The organism is Gracilibacillus ureilyticus, from assembly GCF_900111195.1.
In the GTDB taxonomy this organism is placed as follows: Bacteria; Bacillota; Bacilli; order Bacillales; family Amphibacillaceae; genus Gracilibacillus; species Gracilibacillus ureilyticus.
In genome coordinates, this window is record NZ_FOGL01000001.1 from 127,927 (window position 1) to 143,921 (window position 15,995).

Annotated in this window: 13 protein-coding genes; all 13 read left to right on the forward strand. The window is 37.5% G+C overall.

Translation table 11 applies throughout. The features are described from left to right. The first annotated feature begins 3 nt into the window (after positions 1 to 3). The 13 genes from BMW36_RS00675 to pnp all read left to right on the forward strand — a co-directional run bounded on the left by BMW36_RS00675 (position 4) and on the right by pnp (position 15,978). Positions 4 to 1,710, forward strand: coding sequence for a proline--tRNA ligase (locus BMW36_RS00675; RefSeq protein WP_089738819.1), 1,707 nt, complete (start codon positions 4 to 6; stop codon positions 1,708 to 1,710). A 74-nt stretch (positions 1,711 to 1,784) separates the two neighbouring features. Further along, positions 1,785 to 6,074: a PolC-type DNA polymerase III gene (locus BMW36_RS00680; protein ID WP_089737967.1), complete on the forward strand. Its 4,290-nt coding sequence runs from the start codon at positions 1,785 to 1,787 to the stop codon at positions 6,072 to 6,074. 278 nt (positions 6,075 to 6,352) lie between these two features. Next, complete coding sequence (rimP, locus tag BMW36_RS00685; RefSeq protein WP_089737969.1) at positions 6,353 to 6,823, forward strand: ribosome maturation factor RimP; 471 nt, start codon at positions 6,353 to 6,355, stop codon at positions 6,821 to 6,823. 18 nt (positions 6,824 to 6,841) lie between these two features. Continuing rightward, complete coding sequence (gene nusA, locus BMW36_RS00690; RefSeq protein ID WP_089737971.1) at positions 6,842 to 7,990, forward strand: transcription termination factor NusA; 1,149 nt, start codon at positions 6,842 to 6,844, stop codon at positions 7,988 to 7,990. A 12-nt stretch (positions 7,991 to 8,002) separates the two neighbouring features. Next, positions 8,003 to 8,272, forward strand: coding sequence for an RNase P modulator RnpM (rnpM, locus tag BMW36_RS00695; RefSeq protein WP_089737973.1), 270 nt, complete (start codon positions 8,003 to 8,005; stop codon positions 8,270 to 8,272). Further along, complete coding sequence (locus BMW36_RS00700; RefSeq protein ID WP_089737976.1) at positions 8,273 to 8,593, forward strand: L7Ae/L30e/S12e/Gadd45 family ribosomal protein; 321 nt, start codon at positions 8,273 to 8,275, stop codon at positions 8,591 to 8,593. It abuts the gene before it with no gap. Positions 8,594 to 8,597: 4 nt separating this feature from the next. Further along, positions 8,598 to 10,649: a translation initiation factor IF-2 gene (infB, locus tag BMW36_RS00705; protein ID WP_089737978.1), complete on the forward strand. Its 2,052-nt coding sequence runs from the start codon at positions 8,598 to 8,600 to the stop codon at positions 10,647 to 10,649. Continuing rightward, the gene (locus BMW36_RS00710; protein WP_089737981.1) at positions 10,649 to 10,927 is read left to right on the forward strand and encodes a DUF503 domain-containing protein; all 279 of its coding nucleotides are present in this window, start codon (positions 10,649 to 10,651) and stop codon (positions 10,925 to 10,927) included. The genes infB and BMW36_RS00710 overlap by 1 nt, the downstream gene beginning before the upstream one ends. Positions 10,928 to 10,972: 45 nt before the next feature. Beyond that, complete coding sequence (gene rbfA, locus BMW36_RS00715; RefSeq protein ID WP_089737983.1) at positions 10,973 to 11,329, forward strand: 30S ribosome-binding factor RbfA; 357 nt, start codon at positions 10,973 to 10,975, stop codon at positions 11,327 to 11,329. 97 nt (positions 11,330 to 11,426) lie between these two features. Beyond that, positions 11,427 to 12,317, forward strand: a complete 891-nt coding sequence (gene truB, locus BMW36_RS00720; protein WP_089737985.1) for a tRNA pseudouridine(55) synthase TruB — start codon at positions 11,427 to 11,429, stop codon at positions 12,315 to 12,317. Between the two features lie 23 nt (positions 12,318 to 12,340). Next, positions 12,341 to 13,276 (forward strand): bifunctional riboflavin kinase/FAD synthetase, encoded by a 936-nt coding sequence (locus BMW36_RS00725; RefSeq protein WP_089737986.1) that lies wholly within the window; start codon positions 12,341 to 12,343, stop codon positions 13,274 to 13,276. Positions 13,277 to 13,409: 133 nt separating this feature from the next. After that, positions 13,410 to 13,679, forward strand: a complete 270-nt coding sequence (gene rpsO, locus BMW36_RS00730; RefSeq protein WP_089737988.1) for a 30S ribosomal protein S15 — start codon at positions 13,410 to 13,412, stop codon at positions 13,677 to 13,679. Between the two features lie 193 nt (positions 13,680 to 13,872). Then, a complete protein-coding gene (pnp, locus tag BMW36_RS00735; RefSeq protein WP_089737990.1) occupies positions 13,873 to 15,978 on the forward strand; it encodes a polyribonucleotide nucleotidyltransferase in 2,106 nt (701 codons plus the stop codon). Positions 15,979 to 15,995: the final 17 nt, after the last annotated feature.

Here is a 15,995-nt window from a genome sequence, read left to right on the forward strand (position 1 = left end):
GAAATGAAGCATAGTCAAACATTGATTCCTACTTTAAAAGAAGTACCTGCAGATGCTGAGATAAAAAGTCACCAATTGCTCGTTAGAGCTGGATATATTAGACAAACCGCATCAGGTGTGTACAGTTTTTTGCCATTAGGAAATAAAGTGTTAAAAAATGTTGAAAAAATTGTTCGTGAGGAAATGGAAAAAGCAGGAGCAGTTGAAATGTTAATGCCGGCACTTCAACCGGCAGATTTATGGAAGGAAACAGGTCGCTGGTATAGCTACGGGTCGGAATTGATGCGTTTAAATGACCGCCACGATCGGGAGTTTGCATTAGGAGCAACACATGAAGAGGTTATTACAAGTTTAATTCGGGATGAAGTCAAGAGTTATAAAAAACTGCCGCTAACACTTTATCAAATCCAGACAAAATTCCGTGATGAAAAAAGACCGAGATTCGGTTTGCTCCGCGGTCGTGAATTTGTTATGAAGGATGCTTATTCTTTTCATGACTCACAGGAAAGTTTAAATGAAGCTTATGATAAAATGTTTACAGCTTATTCCAACATCTTTAAGAGATGCGGACTCAATTTCAGGGCGGTTATCGCTGATTCAGGTGCAATTGGAGGGAAGGATACCCATGAATTTATGGTGTTATCTGAGATTGGAGAAGATACAATCTCCTATTCCGATTCTTCAGATTTTGCCGCAAATATTGAGATGGCCCCGGTAAATGTACAATATGAAAAAAGTACGGAGCCTTTAGCAGAAATAGAAAAAGTAGATACACCGAATGCAAAAACGATGCAGGAGGTTTCTGATTTTCTTCAGCAGCCAACAGATAAAGGGATTAAAACATTATTATTTAAAGTTGACGAACAATTTGTATTAGTATTATCCCGTGGTGACCATGAGATAAACGATATTAAATTAAAACATGCATTCAATGCAGCGAATGTCGAGCTGGCTACAGAAGAAGAGGCTAAACAATTGCTAGGCGCAGAGGTTGGTTCCTTAGGACCTGTTAATGTTAAGGACATTGATGTAATAGCAGATCATGCTGTTGCCGCTGTAGTAAATGGATATTGTGGTGCCAATGAAACTGGTAAGCATTATATTAATGTGAATCCGGAGCGGGATTTTAAGATTGACCGTTACGAGGATTTACGTTTTATCCAGGAGGGAGACCCTTCTCCAGATGGTCAGGGTACCATTCAATTTGCAAAAGGGATTGAAGTTGGACATGTTTTTAAATTGGGAAATATTTATGCAGATAAGTTAGGTGCTGCATATTTAAATGAACAAGGCAAACAAGATATAATGATAATGGGTTGCTACGGCATAGGTGTATCCCGGACAATTGCTGCAATTGTTGAACAGTTCCATGATGAAAATGGAATCACTTGGCCGAAAGAGGTAACACCATATGATGTTCACTTAATTGCAGTGAACCCTAAAAATGACGAGCAGTATGCATTATCAGAGTCTATTTATCAAAAATTAAAAGCTAACAATATATCTGTTCTTTTTGATGACCGAAAAGAAAGACCTGGTGTTAAGTTTGCGGACAGCGACCTTATTGGCTTACCTTTAAGAATTACTGTTGGAAAACGGGCAAATGAAGGATATGTAGAATGTAAATTACGCAAATCTGGCGAGCAATTCGACGTACATGAAACAGAATTAATTGATAAAATTAATCAGTTATTAACAGAACAGCTGTAAAATACCAATAATTTATTCCCTTGTCTACTATTAATGTGGCAAGGGAATTACCATTTCGTAAAGGGGTGAAGCGAATGGACAGTACGAACAGAGAGAGATTTAATTTACTGATGCAGCAAATTGGCATACCAGATGACATGAAAAATAAGTATTTACAGAATGGGATGATTGAGAAACTTGAAGTATTCAGACAAACAAAGGTCTGGCAGTTTTCATTTCGGCTGGAAAAGTTACTTCCAGCAGATGTTTATCAGTTATTTGTATTAAAGCTAACAGATGCTTTTTCCTCTATCGCAAAGGTCTCATGGAAGTTCTCTGCAGAAAATACTGCTTTGGAAGAAAATGAATGGTCAAAATACTGGTTCATTTTCTTGTCTGAACTTATTAATGAATCACCAAAATACAGAGTTCTTGAGAATAAGAAACCATTATTTAACGATAATAATATTATGTTAACTACAAGCAATGATATTGAACGCCAATCTTTAATGCAAGATCTTCAGAAAAGGTTTGATGAATTTTCCAGACATGTCGGTTTAACTAAGAGAATGATCCAAATAGATGTAGTTGAACAACAGGATGAAATTGAAAGATTCCAACAGGAAAAAGCATTAGAGGATAAAAAGCGGGTGGAGGAAGCTTTTAAGCAGCAAGCAGAGCGGTCCAAGGATAATAAAGACGAGAAAAGCAGTGGCCCTGTAATGATTGGCTATCCTGTCAAAGAAGAGCCTGTTCAAATGAGAGATATTATTGAGGAAGAGAAAAATGTAGTGTTCCAAGGATATTTGTTTGATGCAGAAATACGTGAACTACGTTCAGGAAGGCATTTATTAATGCTGAAAATGACTGACTACACAGACTCTTTTCAAATTAAAATGTTCTCAAAAGGTGACCAGGATGTTGAAAAGTTTAAGCAGTTAAAACAAGGAATGTGGCTAAAAACAAAAGGTATGATACAAACAGATACGTTTTCCAATGAGCTTACAATGATGGCAAAAGATATTCAGGAAGTAAAAGCCAAATCGCGTGAAGATCATGGAATGGACGGTGAAAAACGTATTGAACTGCACGCACATACCCTTATGAGTCAAATGGATTCTGTTGTTTCTGCATCTAAGCTTGTCGAACAAGCTGCTAAATGGGGACATAAAGCGATAGCTATAACTGATCATGCTGTAGCACAAGCTTTTCCCGAAGCCTATGGTGCAGGGAAAAAGCATGGAGTAAAAGTGATTTACGGTGTCGAGGCAAATATTGTCGATGACGGTGTGCCGATTGCTTATAATGTGCAGGACAGAGAGTTATTTGATGAAACATATGTAGTCTTTGATGTGGAAACAACAGGACTTTCAGCAGTATATGATACGATAATTGAATTAGCTGCAGTAAAGATAAAAAACGGAGAGATTATTGACCGCTTTGAATCATTTGCAAACCCGCACAAGCCACTGACCGAAACGATTATTAATTTAACTAATATAACAGACGATATGCTCCGTGACGCTCCGGAAGTAGAGGAAGTGTTAACAGATTTCCAAAAATGGATGGGGGATCATATTTTAGTTGCACATAATGCTGATTTTGATATGGGTTTTATTAATACAGGTTTCAAGAAAATAGGACTGGAAGAAGCGAGTAACCCTGTAATTGATACACTGGAACTGGCACGCTTTTTATTCCCTGACATGAAAAACCACCGTCTGAATACAATGTGTAAAAAGCTCGATATTGAGTTAACACAACACCACCGAGCTATTTATGATACAGAAGCAACTAGTTATCTCCTATGGAAATTTATCAAATTGTCTCATGAGAAAGGAATAACTAATCATAATCAATTTAATAAGCATATGGGCGAAGGTAACAGTTATCAGAGATCTCGTCCTTTTCACGCTACTTTGCTGGCAAAAAATGAAGTCGGCTTAAAAAACCTTTTTAAACTTATTTCCCTTGCTCACATTGATTATTTTTACCGGGTCCCTAGAATTCCGAGATCCAAATTACAGCAGCTGAGGGAAGGAATTCTTGTAGGTACGGCATGTGATAAAGGTGAAGTGTTTGAAACAATGATGCAGAAATCTGCTGATCAGGCAGAAAAAGTGGCAAAATTTTATGATTATATTGAAGTACAGCCACCTGCCAATTATGTCCATTTAGTTGATAAGGAGCTCGTTCAGAATGAGGCACAGCTGCTCGATATTTTGAGGAAACTAGTTGACATGGCTGAGCGTTTAGGAAAAATATGTGTTGCAACTGGTAATGTCCATCATTTGGATGAAAATGATCAGATCTATCGGAAAATATTAATTGCATCACAAAGCGGTAATCCATTAAATCGACAGAAGTTGCCAAACACTTACTTCAGGACTACCAATGAAATGCTGGATGCCTTCAGCTTCTTAGGGCAAGAAAAAGCGATTGAAGTTGTTATCAAAAATCCACAGTTAATTTCTGATGAAATCGACGATGTGAAACCGATAAAGGATGATTTATATACTCCAAATATTGACGGTGCTGAACAGGAAATCCGTGATTTAAGCTATAATTTTGCTAAGTCTATATATGGTGACCCACTGCCGGAAATTGTCGAAAAGCGAATTGAGAAAGAGCTAAAGAGTATAATTGGCCATGGATTTGCTGTCATTTACTTAATTTCTCATAAATTAGTAAAAAAATCTTTAAATGATGGCTACTTAGTTGGTTCCCGTGGTTCTGTAGGGTCCTCATTAATTGCGACATTTACTGAGATTACAGAAGTTAATCCTTTGCCGCCACATTATGTTTGTCCTAACTGTAAGCATAATGAATTCTTTAACGATGGGTCTGTTGGTAGTGGATTTGATTTACCTGACAAGAACTGTCCTGAATGCCAAACTCCTTATAAGAAAGATGGACAAGATATCCCGTTCGAAACGTTCCTAGGGTTCAAAGGGGATAAGGTACCAGATATTGATTTGAATTTCTCGGGGGAATATCAGCCAAGAGCACATAATTATACGAAAGTGTTATTTGGGGAAGATAATGTTTACCGTGCCGGAACAATTGGGACCGTTGCTGAAAAAACAGCATATGGTTATGTGAAAGGTTATGCGGGTGATCATGACATGGTAATTAAGAATGCGGAAGTTGATCGTCTGGTAAAAGGATGTACTGGTGCAAAACGAACTACCGGCCAGCACCCTGGTGGGATTATTGTTGTACCAGATGATATGGAAATTTATGATTTTACACCAATTCAATACCCTGCTGATGACAGGAATTCCGAATGGCGCACTACCCATTTCGATTTCCATTCAATTCATGATAATTTATTAAAATTAGATATACTGGGACACGATGATCCTACAGTAATAAGAATGTTACAGGATTTAAGTGGAATTGATCCACAGACGATTCCTACGGACGATCAGGAAACGATGAAGATATTCTCCGGACCAGAAGTACTAGGAGTGACTCCTGACCAAATAATGTGCAAGACTGGAACATTAGGTGTTCCCGAATTTGGTACTAGATTTGTTCGGCAAATGCTTGAAGACACGAAACCAAAAACCTTTGGGGAACTTTTAATTATCTCTGGGTTAAGTCATGGTACGGATGTTTGGCTAGGTAATGCTCAGGACCTGATTAATGATGGTATCTGCAAATTACCCGACGTAATCGGATGCCGTGATGATATTATGGTTTATTTAATGCATAAGGGACTGGAACCTTCCCTTGCTTTTAAAATAATGGAGTTTGTCCGAAAAGGAAAAGGATTGCAGGATGAGTGGATTGAAGAGATGAAGAAACATGACGTCCCTGACTGGTATATTGATTCCTGTAAAAAAATAAAGTACATGTTCCCAAAAGCGCACGCCGCAGCGTATGTACTGATGGCAATTCGAATTGCCTATTTTAAAGTTCATTATCCAATTTTCTTCTATGCTGCTTATTTCACAGTAAGGGCGGATGATTTTGACTTGGATACAATGGTGAAAGGTTCTGAAGCCATTCGAAACAGAATTAAAGATATCATTGCCAAAGGAAATGATGCATCACCGAAAGAGAAGAATTTATTAACTGTTTTAGAGCTTGCTCTGGAAATGAATGAAAGAGGATTTCATTTTCAAAAAGTGGATCTTTACAGATCTTCTGCTACAGAATTCATCGTAGAGGGAGATTCACTCATACCTCCTTTCAATGCTGTTGATGGTTTAGGGACAAATGCTGCTATAAATATCGCAAAAGCCAGGGAAGACGGAGAATTTTTATCAAAAGAAGATTTACGTGAAAGAAGCAGAATTTCCAAAACTGTTTTGGAATATTTAGATCAGCACGGATGTCTTGAAGGAATGGAAGAGAAGAATCAGTTATCTCTATTCTAGAAAGCTGCTCAATCAAAACTCTTGCATCTTTTCTCCAATCATGTTATATTTTATACAGATTTTATTTGATTGATCTTTCGAAGAGTGGGAAAACCCCACTCTTTCTTCGTAGGTACATCTACGTCATAGGGTTTAACACAATCCCTTGCCAATTCTGGCAAGGGATTTATATTTCATCTTGGGTTAAACAACTAGGTGTAGGTATAAACCTTTCAGGGAAAAATAAAAACACCAATGAAGAAAACAGTGAAAATGTGGATATAAAAGGAGGCTTAGCAATGAGTCAAAATATAGCAAAACAGACGGAAGAACTGCTCCAACCTATTTTAGATGAACTTTCTTTGGAATTAGTAGATGTAGTATATGAAAAAGAGGGAAAAAACTGGTTTTTACGCGTGTATCTTGATAAAGACGGTGGAATTGATATTGAAGAATGTGGGATTGTTTCTGAAAAGTTAAGTGCCAGACTGGACGAGGAAGATCCAATTGAGGGTGCTTACTTTCTTGAAGTGTCTTCACCGGGAGTAGAACGTCCGTTGAAAAAAGAGGACGATTTTGTAAAATACACTGGTGAGAATGTGTATATTAAGTTATATGAACCGATAAACGGTGAAAAGGAATTTACAGGGAAATTACTTCAATTTGATAACAATATTGCGAAAATTTCGTATAAAGATAAAACAAAAACAAAAGAAGTAGAAATACCATACGAGAAAATTGCTAAAGCGCATTTAGCTGTCATTTTTTAAATAAAAGGGGGAGAAATTGTGAATAAGGAATTGTTTGAGGCAATTAATTTTTTGGAGAAAGAAAAAGGAATAAATAAAGACATACTTATTGAAGCATTAGAAGCTGCACTTATTTCCGCTTATAAGAAAAATTTTAAATCTGCCACAAATGTCAGAGTTGATTTAAATGAAGAAGCAGGTAAGATGGCTGTTTTTGCCCAAAAAGAAATTGTGGAAGAAGTAGATGACCCGCAACAGCAACTGTCGTTAGATGAGGCTCATCAGATCAGTCCAACCTATGAAGTTGGAGATGTAGTGGAGATTGAAGTGACCCCAAGAGACTTCGGCCGTATTGCTGCTCAGGCTGCGAAACAGGTAGTTACACAGCGGGTTCGTGAAGCAGAGAGAGGTATAATTTATAACGAATACATCGATCGTGAAGATGATATTATGAATGGGACGATCCAGCGAATGGACGGTCGCTTTATATATGTGAATTTAGGAAAGATAGAAGCTAAATTACCCGAGTCAGAATGTATTCCATCAGAAACATATAATATTCATGACAGAATTAAGGTATATGTTACAAAAGTAGAAAATACGAGTAAAGGACCAAATATATTTGTTTCAAGAACACATCCAGGACTGTTAAAGCGTTTATTTGAAATGGAGGTACCAGAAATTTATGATGGTACTGTCGAAGTAAAATCAGTTGCAAGGGAAGCTGGTGACCGTTCTAAAATTTCTGTTTTCGCAAGAGACGAGGAAGTAGATCCGGTTGGTTCATGTGTTGGCCAAAAAGGCCAGCGTGTTCAAACAATTGTTGATGAACTAAAAGGTGAAAAAATAGATATTGTGGAATGGTCAGAGGATCCGGTAGTATATGTCTCCAATGCTTTAAGTCCTTCAAAGGTTGTCCGGGTAATTGTAGACGACGAAAATAAAGCAACAACTGTTATTGTTCCAGATTATCAGTTGTCACTGGCAATTGGAAAACGCGGGCAGAATGCCAGGTTAGCTGCCAAGTTAACGGGATGGAAAATTGATATAAAGAGTGAATCAGAAGCAAAAGATGAAGGTCTTTTGACAGAGGAAGACGGAGAAGAAAATATAGATACTCTTGATTACGATGACTCCGCTGACTATGAAGAATCCTTTGAAGAAATGGACGAAGATTTATTTAAATAAGGGGGATTTCATATGTCTAAACAAAGAAAAGTTCCACTAAGAAAATGTGTAGTATCACAGGAAATGGTCCCAAAAAAATCTCTTATAAGAGTAGTGAAAACAAAAGACGGAGAAATATTTGTTGATCCTACTGGCAAAAAGAATGGCAGAGGTGCGTATCTGTCCAGAGATGTGGATATAATCAAGAAAGCAGAGCAGACAAAAGCATTGGACAGACAGCTGGATATCGCGATTCCAAGTGAAATATATCAACAATTAATTGCGGAAGTAGAAGGGAACTAAATGAGCGATTCTAAGAAATATTTAAATATTCTAGGTTTAGCTACAAGGGCTGGCAAGTGTACATTCGGTGAAGAACAAATCATTAAAGAAATACAGTCAAAAAGGTCAAAAGTAGTTCTCATCGCAAACGATATTGGTGACCAGACAAAAAAGAAGTTAACAGATAAATGTAGTTATTATCATATTCCATATTATTTTATTGATGATCGTGACACGTTATCGCAGGCAATTGGTAAGATCGGAAGAGTAGCTGTTTCGGTTAATGAGCATGGTTTTGCAAAGAAATTAATTGAGCTGCTTTCTAACAATAATCGGGGGTGAACGTATGTCAAAAGTACGGGTATACGAATATGCAAAAAAAGTGAACAAATCAAGTAAAGAAGTTATTGAGAAACTTAAGGAATTAAATCAGCCTGTTTCCAATCATATGTCAACGATTTCGGATGATATGATTGGAAAATTAGATGCTGCTTTCCAACCTAAAAATCAGGATAAAAAGCAAAATCAAAATTCAACGAATAAAAAACAGGCAAAACCTAATAACAAACAGAACAACAATAGAAAGAAACAAGGAACCAATAATCAGGCTAATCAGCAGCAATCACCGAAACAGAGTGAATCAGCTCCTGTTACCAAGATTACTTATTCGGGTACTATTAATGTAGGAGAGCTTGCAGAAAAATTAAATAAAGAAACAAATGAGATTATTAAAAAATTAATGTTTTTAGGTGTTATGGCTACTAAAAACCAGGATTTGGATGAGGATGCTGTTGAGTTAATTTGCGGTGAATATGGGGTAGAAGTAGAGCAGGAAGTGGAAATTGACCAAGCAGACCTTTCTGCATATATAGAAGAAGATAATCCTGAAAAATTAAAAGAGCGGCCACCAGTTGTTACAATTATGGGGCACGTTGACCATGGGAAAACTACACTGCTTGACTCTATCCGTAACACAAAAGTTACAGAAGGGGAAGCGGGTGGAATTACCCAGCATATTGGGGCATATCAAATTGAAGCAAATAATAAAAAGATCACATTTCTTGATACTCCCGGACACGCGGCGTTTACAAGCATGCGTTCAAGAGGGGCTCAGATTACGGATATCGCAATCCTTGTTGTCGCAGCGGATGATGGAGTAATGCCTCAAACAGTCGAAGCGATTAACCATGCAAAAGCAGCAGAAGTGCCAATTATTGTAGCGGTTAATAAAATAGATAAAGAAGGTGCAAATCCTGATCGTGTAATGCAGGAATTAACAGAGTATGAATTAATTCCGGAAGATTGGGGTGGCGAAACAATTTTCGTTCAGTTATCTGCACTGAAAGGTGAAGGAATTGATGATCTGTTAGAAATGATTCTGCTTGTTGCTGAGGTAGAAGAATTAAAAGCAAATTCCGACCGCTTAGCTGATGGGACAGTGATTGAAGCACAATTAGATAAAGGACGAGGATCTGTTGCATCATTACTAGTCCAAAATGGAACACTAAAAGTAGGGGACCCGATTGTTGTGGGAAACACCTTTGGCCGTGTACGTGCAATGGTCAATGACCTTGGTAAGCGTGTAAAGCAGGTTGGTCCATCAACACCTGTGGAAATCACTGGTCTAAATGAGGTTCCTCTGGCGGGTGACCGTTTTGTTGTATTTAAAGATGAAAAACAGGCACGACAAATAGGTGAATTGAGACAGCAAAAAGAAATTGAAGAAAAACGTGGTGACAAAGCAAAAGTGAGTCTGGATGACCTGTTTGAAAGAATTAAGCAAGGTGAAATTAAAGATATCAATGTGATTCTCAAAGCCGATGTACAAGGATCTGTGGAAGCATTGGCAGCATCACTGCAGAAAATCGATGTAGAAGGTGTTAAAGTAAATATTATCCACACAGGTGTTGGGGCAATTAAAGAAACAGACATTAATTTAGCATCAGCTTCCAATGCAATTGTAATTGGATTTAATGTGCGCCCAGATACTAACGCTAAGAAAGCAGCAGATTCAGAAAATGTGGAAATCCGCTTACACCGAGTAATATACAAAGCAATTGAAGAAGTGGAAGCAGCAATGAAAGGGATGCTGGACCCAGAGTTTGAAGAAAAAGTAATTGGCCAGGTAGAAGTCCGGGAAATTTTCAAAGTATCAAAAATTGGGACAATTGCCGGAGGTTATGTTACAGATGGTAAAATTACAAGAGATGCCGGTGTTCGATTAATTCGTGACGGTGTAGTTATTTATGAAGGTGAAATTGACACATTAAAACGTTTCAAAGATGATGTCAAAGAAGTAGCGCAAAATTATGAATGTGGGATCACCATCCAGAATTATAATGATATTAAAGAAGGCGATATAATTGAGGCCTATGTAATGGAGGAAATCGAAGTTTAATGATTTACTATGCAGAAGTAGAAGTTTTTCTCTATGAATGCCATTCATTAAAAGATAAACGGTCGATACTTCTAAAATTAAAGAATCGGCTTCGAAAGGAATTAAATATTGCAGTTGCCGAAATAGACTATCAGAACTTGTGGCAACGGGCTAAACTTGCTGTTGTGACAGTATCGGATTCAAAGGTAATAAATGAGAAGGTATTACAGCAATCCCTCTCACTTATCGATTCTTTTCCTGAACTGGAAAGAGCTGCAACCAATTTGGAAGTGCGCTAATTATAAAATGATTTTTTGTTCGACTGGTAGAAAGAGGTGTCTGACATGAATGAATTACGTGCAAGCAGAGTAGCAGAACAAATGAAAAAAGAACTTGGTGATATAATTTCCAGAAAGATTAAAGACCCAAGGGTAGGGTTTGTTACCATAACGGATGTAGAAGTAACAGGTGATTTACAGCAAGCAAAAGTCTTTATTTCTGTTTTAGGTGATGAGAAAAAAAGGCAGGATACACTAATTGGTTTGGCGAAAGCAAAAGGATTTATCCGGTCTGAAATCGGAAAACGGATAAGACTGCGAAAAACACCTGAATTATCATTTGATTTTGATGATGCAATGGAACGTGGAAACAGAATTGAAGATCTTTTGCGTCAAATCAATGATGATAACGAAACACCATAATTTAACGGAGAAAACCCTTGTATATCTCAACAAGGGTTTTCTTTCGATATTTTTAATCATTCAATATATACTAGTAAAAGGAATTCAGGGGGTAATTATGAACGGAATCTTACCATTATGGAAGCCAAAAGGAATGACTTCGCACGATTGTGTCATAAAAGTCCGGAAACTTTTAAAGACTAGAAAAGTAGGACATACTGGTACATTAGATCCTGAAGTTGAAGGAATGTTACCAATTTGCATTGGTGAGGCAACCAAGATTGTTCCATTTCTTACTGATACTTATAAAACTTATGTGGCTACTGCTACTATAGGATTCGCAACAGATACGGAGGATCAGACAGGGGAAATTATTCGTAAGGATTCTCTTACTAAAGAAATAAATGAAAAGGAAATCAAACTGGCACTACAATCATTTGTTGGTGATATTATTCAGCAGGTGCCTTTATATTCAGCAGTGAAAGTAAATGGAAAGAAGCTATATGAATATGCCAGAAATAACGAACATGTAGAAAGACCGAAAAGAACAATCACTATTCGCCGATTGGCGTATATCTCAACAGAATTCTCTGGCGGAAATGGTACTCAGGATATTTCTTTCGAAGTGGAATGCTCCAAGGGGACTTATGTAAGAACACTTTGTGTGGATATTGCAAAACATCTTGGATACCCAGGACATATGTCCAAATTGGTCAGAACTAAAAGCGGGCATTTTTCAAAAAAAGAAAGTATTACATTTACCCAGCTGGAAGCAGAGCTTGAAAACATAGAGTTACTTCCTATCTGTTCAGGGGTGACCCATTTAGATACAATAAAAGTGAATGAAGAAGATAAACAAAAAGTGAAAAACGGGCAAAAGTTACCGAGACCTGATAAATTGCCAAAAACAGCGTATTTCCGAATGGAGTATGAATCTGAATTATTAGCGATCTACCATCTTCATGAAAATAAACAACAAATTAAACCTGCGCGTGTATTTGTGAAGTGATTAAAGAAAGTAGGTGACAACATATGGAAATAATCTCATTGACATACCCGCATGAATTGAATAAAGAAGACTTACCGCAAACTGTTGCAGCAATTGGTTTTTTTGACGGTATACATAAAGGACATCAAAAAGTCATTAATCAAGCTTTGAACATCGCAAAAAACGGACATAAACAATCAGCAGTAATTACATTTGACCCTCATCCTTCTGTTGTTTTACAAGGAAAAATGGAAGATGTTCAATACTTAACCCCATTGGATGAAAAAGCGGCACTTATCGAAAAGATCGGAATTGACAGACTGTACATTATTAGATTTGACCGTAAGTTAGCTCAGCTGTCTCCTGAGGGCTTTTTAGCACACTTTATCACAGGGTTAAATATCGATCACCTCGTCGCAGGCTATGATTTCACATTTGGATTTAAAGGTGCAGGCAATATGAAAAACATTCACCAAATGTTACAAGAACCTGTAGAAGTATCGATGATTGATAAATTAAACTATAAAAGTGAAAAAATCAGTTCAACACGAATTCGCAATGCATTGCTTGCTGGCAACATCACTGAAGCAGAAGAATTGCTTGGCCGATCTGTGCAGATCAACGGGGAAGTGGTACATGGGGATAAAAGAGGCAGAACGATTGGCTATCCTACTGCAAACCTCTCGTTGACTAAACCTCATTTTCTTCCTAAAATCGGTGTATATGCCGTGGAAGTAATCATTGACGGTAATACATATTACGGAATGGCAAATCTAGGGTATAAGCCAACCTTCTCTGATCAGAGATTAGATCCAAAGATTGAAGTACACATTTTCGATTTTGACGAAAATTTGTATGGTCGAGAAATACAAATTATTTGGAAACAATTTATCCGTGAAGAAGTGAAATTCTCAGGTATCGACCAGCTTATTAATCAACTAAAGCAAGACGAACGGAATATTCGTCAATATTTTTCATAAAATACGATAAAACACTTGCAATCTACCTGAAAAAGATGTAATCTTTAATACGGAACCATCCACTTGGCAAATCGATTCTCCGACGTTTGCTAGGGGATTGGGGTTTCAAGCATATTAACAGGAGGTGAATAGGATGGCTATCACACAAGAACGTAAAAATGAAATCATCAATGAATACAAAACACATGATAGTGACACTGGTTCGCCAGAGGTTCAAATTGCTGTCCTTACAGAGGAAATCAATAATTTGAATAACCACTTACGTATTCATAAGAAAGATCACCACTCACGTCGTGGTCTATTGAAAATGGTAGGGAAACGTCGTAACTTGTTAAACTACTTACGTAACAAAGATGTATCACGTTATCGTGATTTAATCAAAAAATTAGGTTTACGTCGATAAGCCACTACAAAAAGCGGGAGTCATCCCGCTTTTTCTGTATGTAAAAAAAGATGATAAAATAACTTGAAATTGTCAATACTAAACCATATAACTAATGAATGATAGAAATAGTTACATATGCAAGCACATCATGGTAAAATAGGTAATAGTTTATGGAAAGCTCAGTTGCTTTTTGAGAGGAGTAAGGATATAAATGGCAGATGAAAAAAAAGTATTTTCAACGGAAATAGCAGGCCAGGTTTTCCGTGTAGAAATAGGTGAGTTAGCAAAACAGGCAAATGGTGCATGTATGGTTCATTATGGCGATACAGCTGTTCTGGCAACAGCAACAGCTTCTAAAGAGCCAAAAGATTTACCATTTTTCCCGTTAACCGTTAATTATGAAGAGCGGCTATATGCAGTGGGTAAGATACCTGGCGGCTTTATTAAGAGAGAAGGCAGACCAAGTGAAAAAGCTATCTTAACATCGAGATTAATTGATCGTCCAATCCGTCCGTTATTTCCAGATGGTTTTAGAAATGAGGTACAAGTAATAAGTACTGTAATGAGTGTCGATCAGAATTTACCTTCAGAAATTGCTGCAATGATCGGTTCTTCCATTGCGCTTGGCATATCCAATATTCCGTTTAGCGGTCCAATTGCTGGTGTTGTAATAGGTCGTGTAGATGGTAAGTTTGTCATTAACCCGACGTTGGAAGAGCGGGAACGGAGTGACATTGATTTAACCGTAGCAGGTACTAAAGATGCTATTAATATGGTTGAAGCAGGTGCAAATGAAGTCCCTGAAGAAGTAATGCTTGAAGCTATTATGTTTGGACATGAAGAGATTAAGCGGTTAGTTGCATTCCAGGAAGAAATAATTTCAGAATTAAATGTGGAAAAAATGGATGTAAAGCTATTTGAATTAGATAAAGAAATTGTGTCTGAAGTAGAAGGAAAAGCAAAGCAATCTCTTATCGAAGCAATTCAGGTACAGGAAAAACATGCCCGTGAGGAAGCAATTAATGCTGTGAAAGAACAGGTAATAACAAGCTATGAAGAAGCTGAGGCAGAAGCTGATGTCCTGAAACAAGTTGCCAATGTTTTGGACAAGATCGTGAAAGAAGAAGTCCGGAGATTAATTACAAAAGAAAAAGTCCGTCCAGACGGAAGGAAAATTGATGAAATCAGGCCATTATCTTCAAGGATTGGAGTATTGCCGAGAACTCACGGTTCAGGATTATTTACCCGTGGTCAGACTCAGGCATTGAGTGTATGTACATTAGGGGCATTAGGAGATGTACAGATACTTGACGGGCTGGATGCAGAAGAATCGAAACGTTTTATGCATCATTATAATTTTCCATCTTTTAGTGTTGGAGAGACAGGACCGATCCGCGGACCAGGACGTCGTGAGATTGGACATGGTGCCCTAGGTGAGCGTGCATTAGAAGTCGTTATTCCAGAAGAAAAAGAATTTCCATATACTATCCGTCTTGTATCGGAAGTATTAGAATCGAATGGTTCTACTTCACAGGCTAGTATTTGTGCAAGTACATTGGCGATGATGGATGCAGGTGTACCGATAAAAGCACCGGTAGCAGGGATTGCAATGGGACTTGTCAAGTCAGGTGACGATTATACAATCTTAACAGACATTCAGGGGATGGAAGACTTCCTTGGTGATATGGACTTTAAAGTCGCTGGTACTGCTAATGGAGTAACAGCTCTGCAGATGGATATTAAAATTGAAGGTCTATCAAGAGAAATTCTGGAGGAAGCGTTAATCCAGGCGAAAAAAGGAAGAATGCATATATTGTCACATATGCTTGAAACAATCAGTGTACCGAAAAATGAACTTTCTAATTATGCGCCGAAGATTTTAACAATGGACATCAATCCAGATAAAATCCGTGATGTTATAGGACCGAGCGGTAAACAGATTAATAAGATTATTGAGGAAACGGGAGTAAAAATTGATATCGAACAAGACGGTCATATTTTTATCTCGTCAACAGATAACGAAATGAATCAAAAAGCAAAACAAATCATTGAAGATATAGTTCGTGAAGTAGAAGTTGGACAAATGTATCTTGGTACAGTTAAACGAATTGAGAAATTTGGAGCATTTGTTGAGCTGTTTAAAGGTAAAGAAGGTTTGGTCCATATTTCGGAACTTGCAGAAGAACGAGTTGGTAAGGTAGAAGATGTTGTAGCAATTGGTGATCAGATTATGGTCAAAGTGAAAGAGATTGATCGTCAAGGCCGAGTTAATCTGTCCCGTAAAGCAGTATTGGCTGAACAAAAAGAAAAGCAATAAATCAAAAAGAAGCTGGA

What these genes read in the sequence shown, in the direction of transcription:
- rnpM (WP_089737973.1), top strand. Translation starts at nt 8,003, where the DNA reads ATGTCTAAACAAAGAAAAGTTCCACTAAGAAAATGTGTAGTATCACAG.
- infB (WP_089737978.1), top strand. Translation starts at nt 8,598, where the DNA reads ATGTCAAAAGTACGGGTATACGAATATGCAAAAAAAGTGAACAAATCA.
- truB (WP_089737985.1), top strand. Translation starts at nt 11,427, where the DNA reads ATGAACGGAATCTTACCATTATGGAAGCCAAAAGGAATGACTTCGCAC.
- BMW36_RS00710 (WP_089737981.1), top strand. Translation starts at nt 10,649, where the DNA reads ATGATTTACTATGCAGAAGTAGAAGTTTTTCTCTATGAATGCCATTCA.
- rbfA (WP_089737983.1), top strand. Translation starts at nt 10,973, where the DNA reads ATGAATGAATTACGTGCAAGCAGAGTAGCAGAACAAATGAAAAAAGAA.
- BMW36_RS00725 (WP_089737986.1), top strand. Translation starts at nt 12,341, where the DNA reads ATGGAAATAATCTCATTGACATACCCGCATGAATTGAATAAAGAAGAC.
- rpsO (WP_089737988.1), top strand. Translation starts at nt 13,410, where the DNA reads ATGGCTATCACACAAGAACGTAAAAATGAAATCATCAATGAATACAAA.
- BMW36_RS00680 (WP_089737967.1), top strand. Translation starts at nt 1,785, where the DNA reads ATGGACAGTACGAACAGAGAGAGATTTAATTTACTGATGCAGCAAATT.
- BMW36_RS00675 (WP_089738819.1), top strand. Translation starts at nt 4, where the DNA reads ATGAAGCATAGTCAAACATTGATTCCTACTTTAAAAGAAGTACCTGCA.
- rimP (WP_089737969.1), top strand. Translation starts at nt 6,353, where the DNA reads ATGAGTCAAAATATAGCAAAACAGACGGAAGAACTGCTCCAACCTATT.
- BMW36_RS00700 (WP_089737976.1), top strand. Translation starts at nt 8,273, where the DNA reads ATGAGCGATTCTAAGAAATATTTAAATATTCTAGGTTTAGCTACAAGG.
- pnp (WP_089737990.1), top strand. Translation starts at nt 13,873, where the DNA reads ATGGCAGATGAAAAAAAAGTATTTTCAACGGAAATAGCAGGCCAGGTT.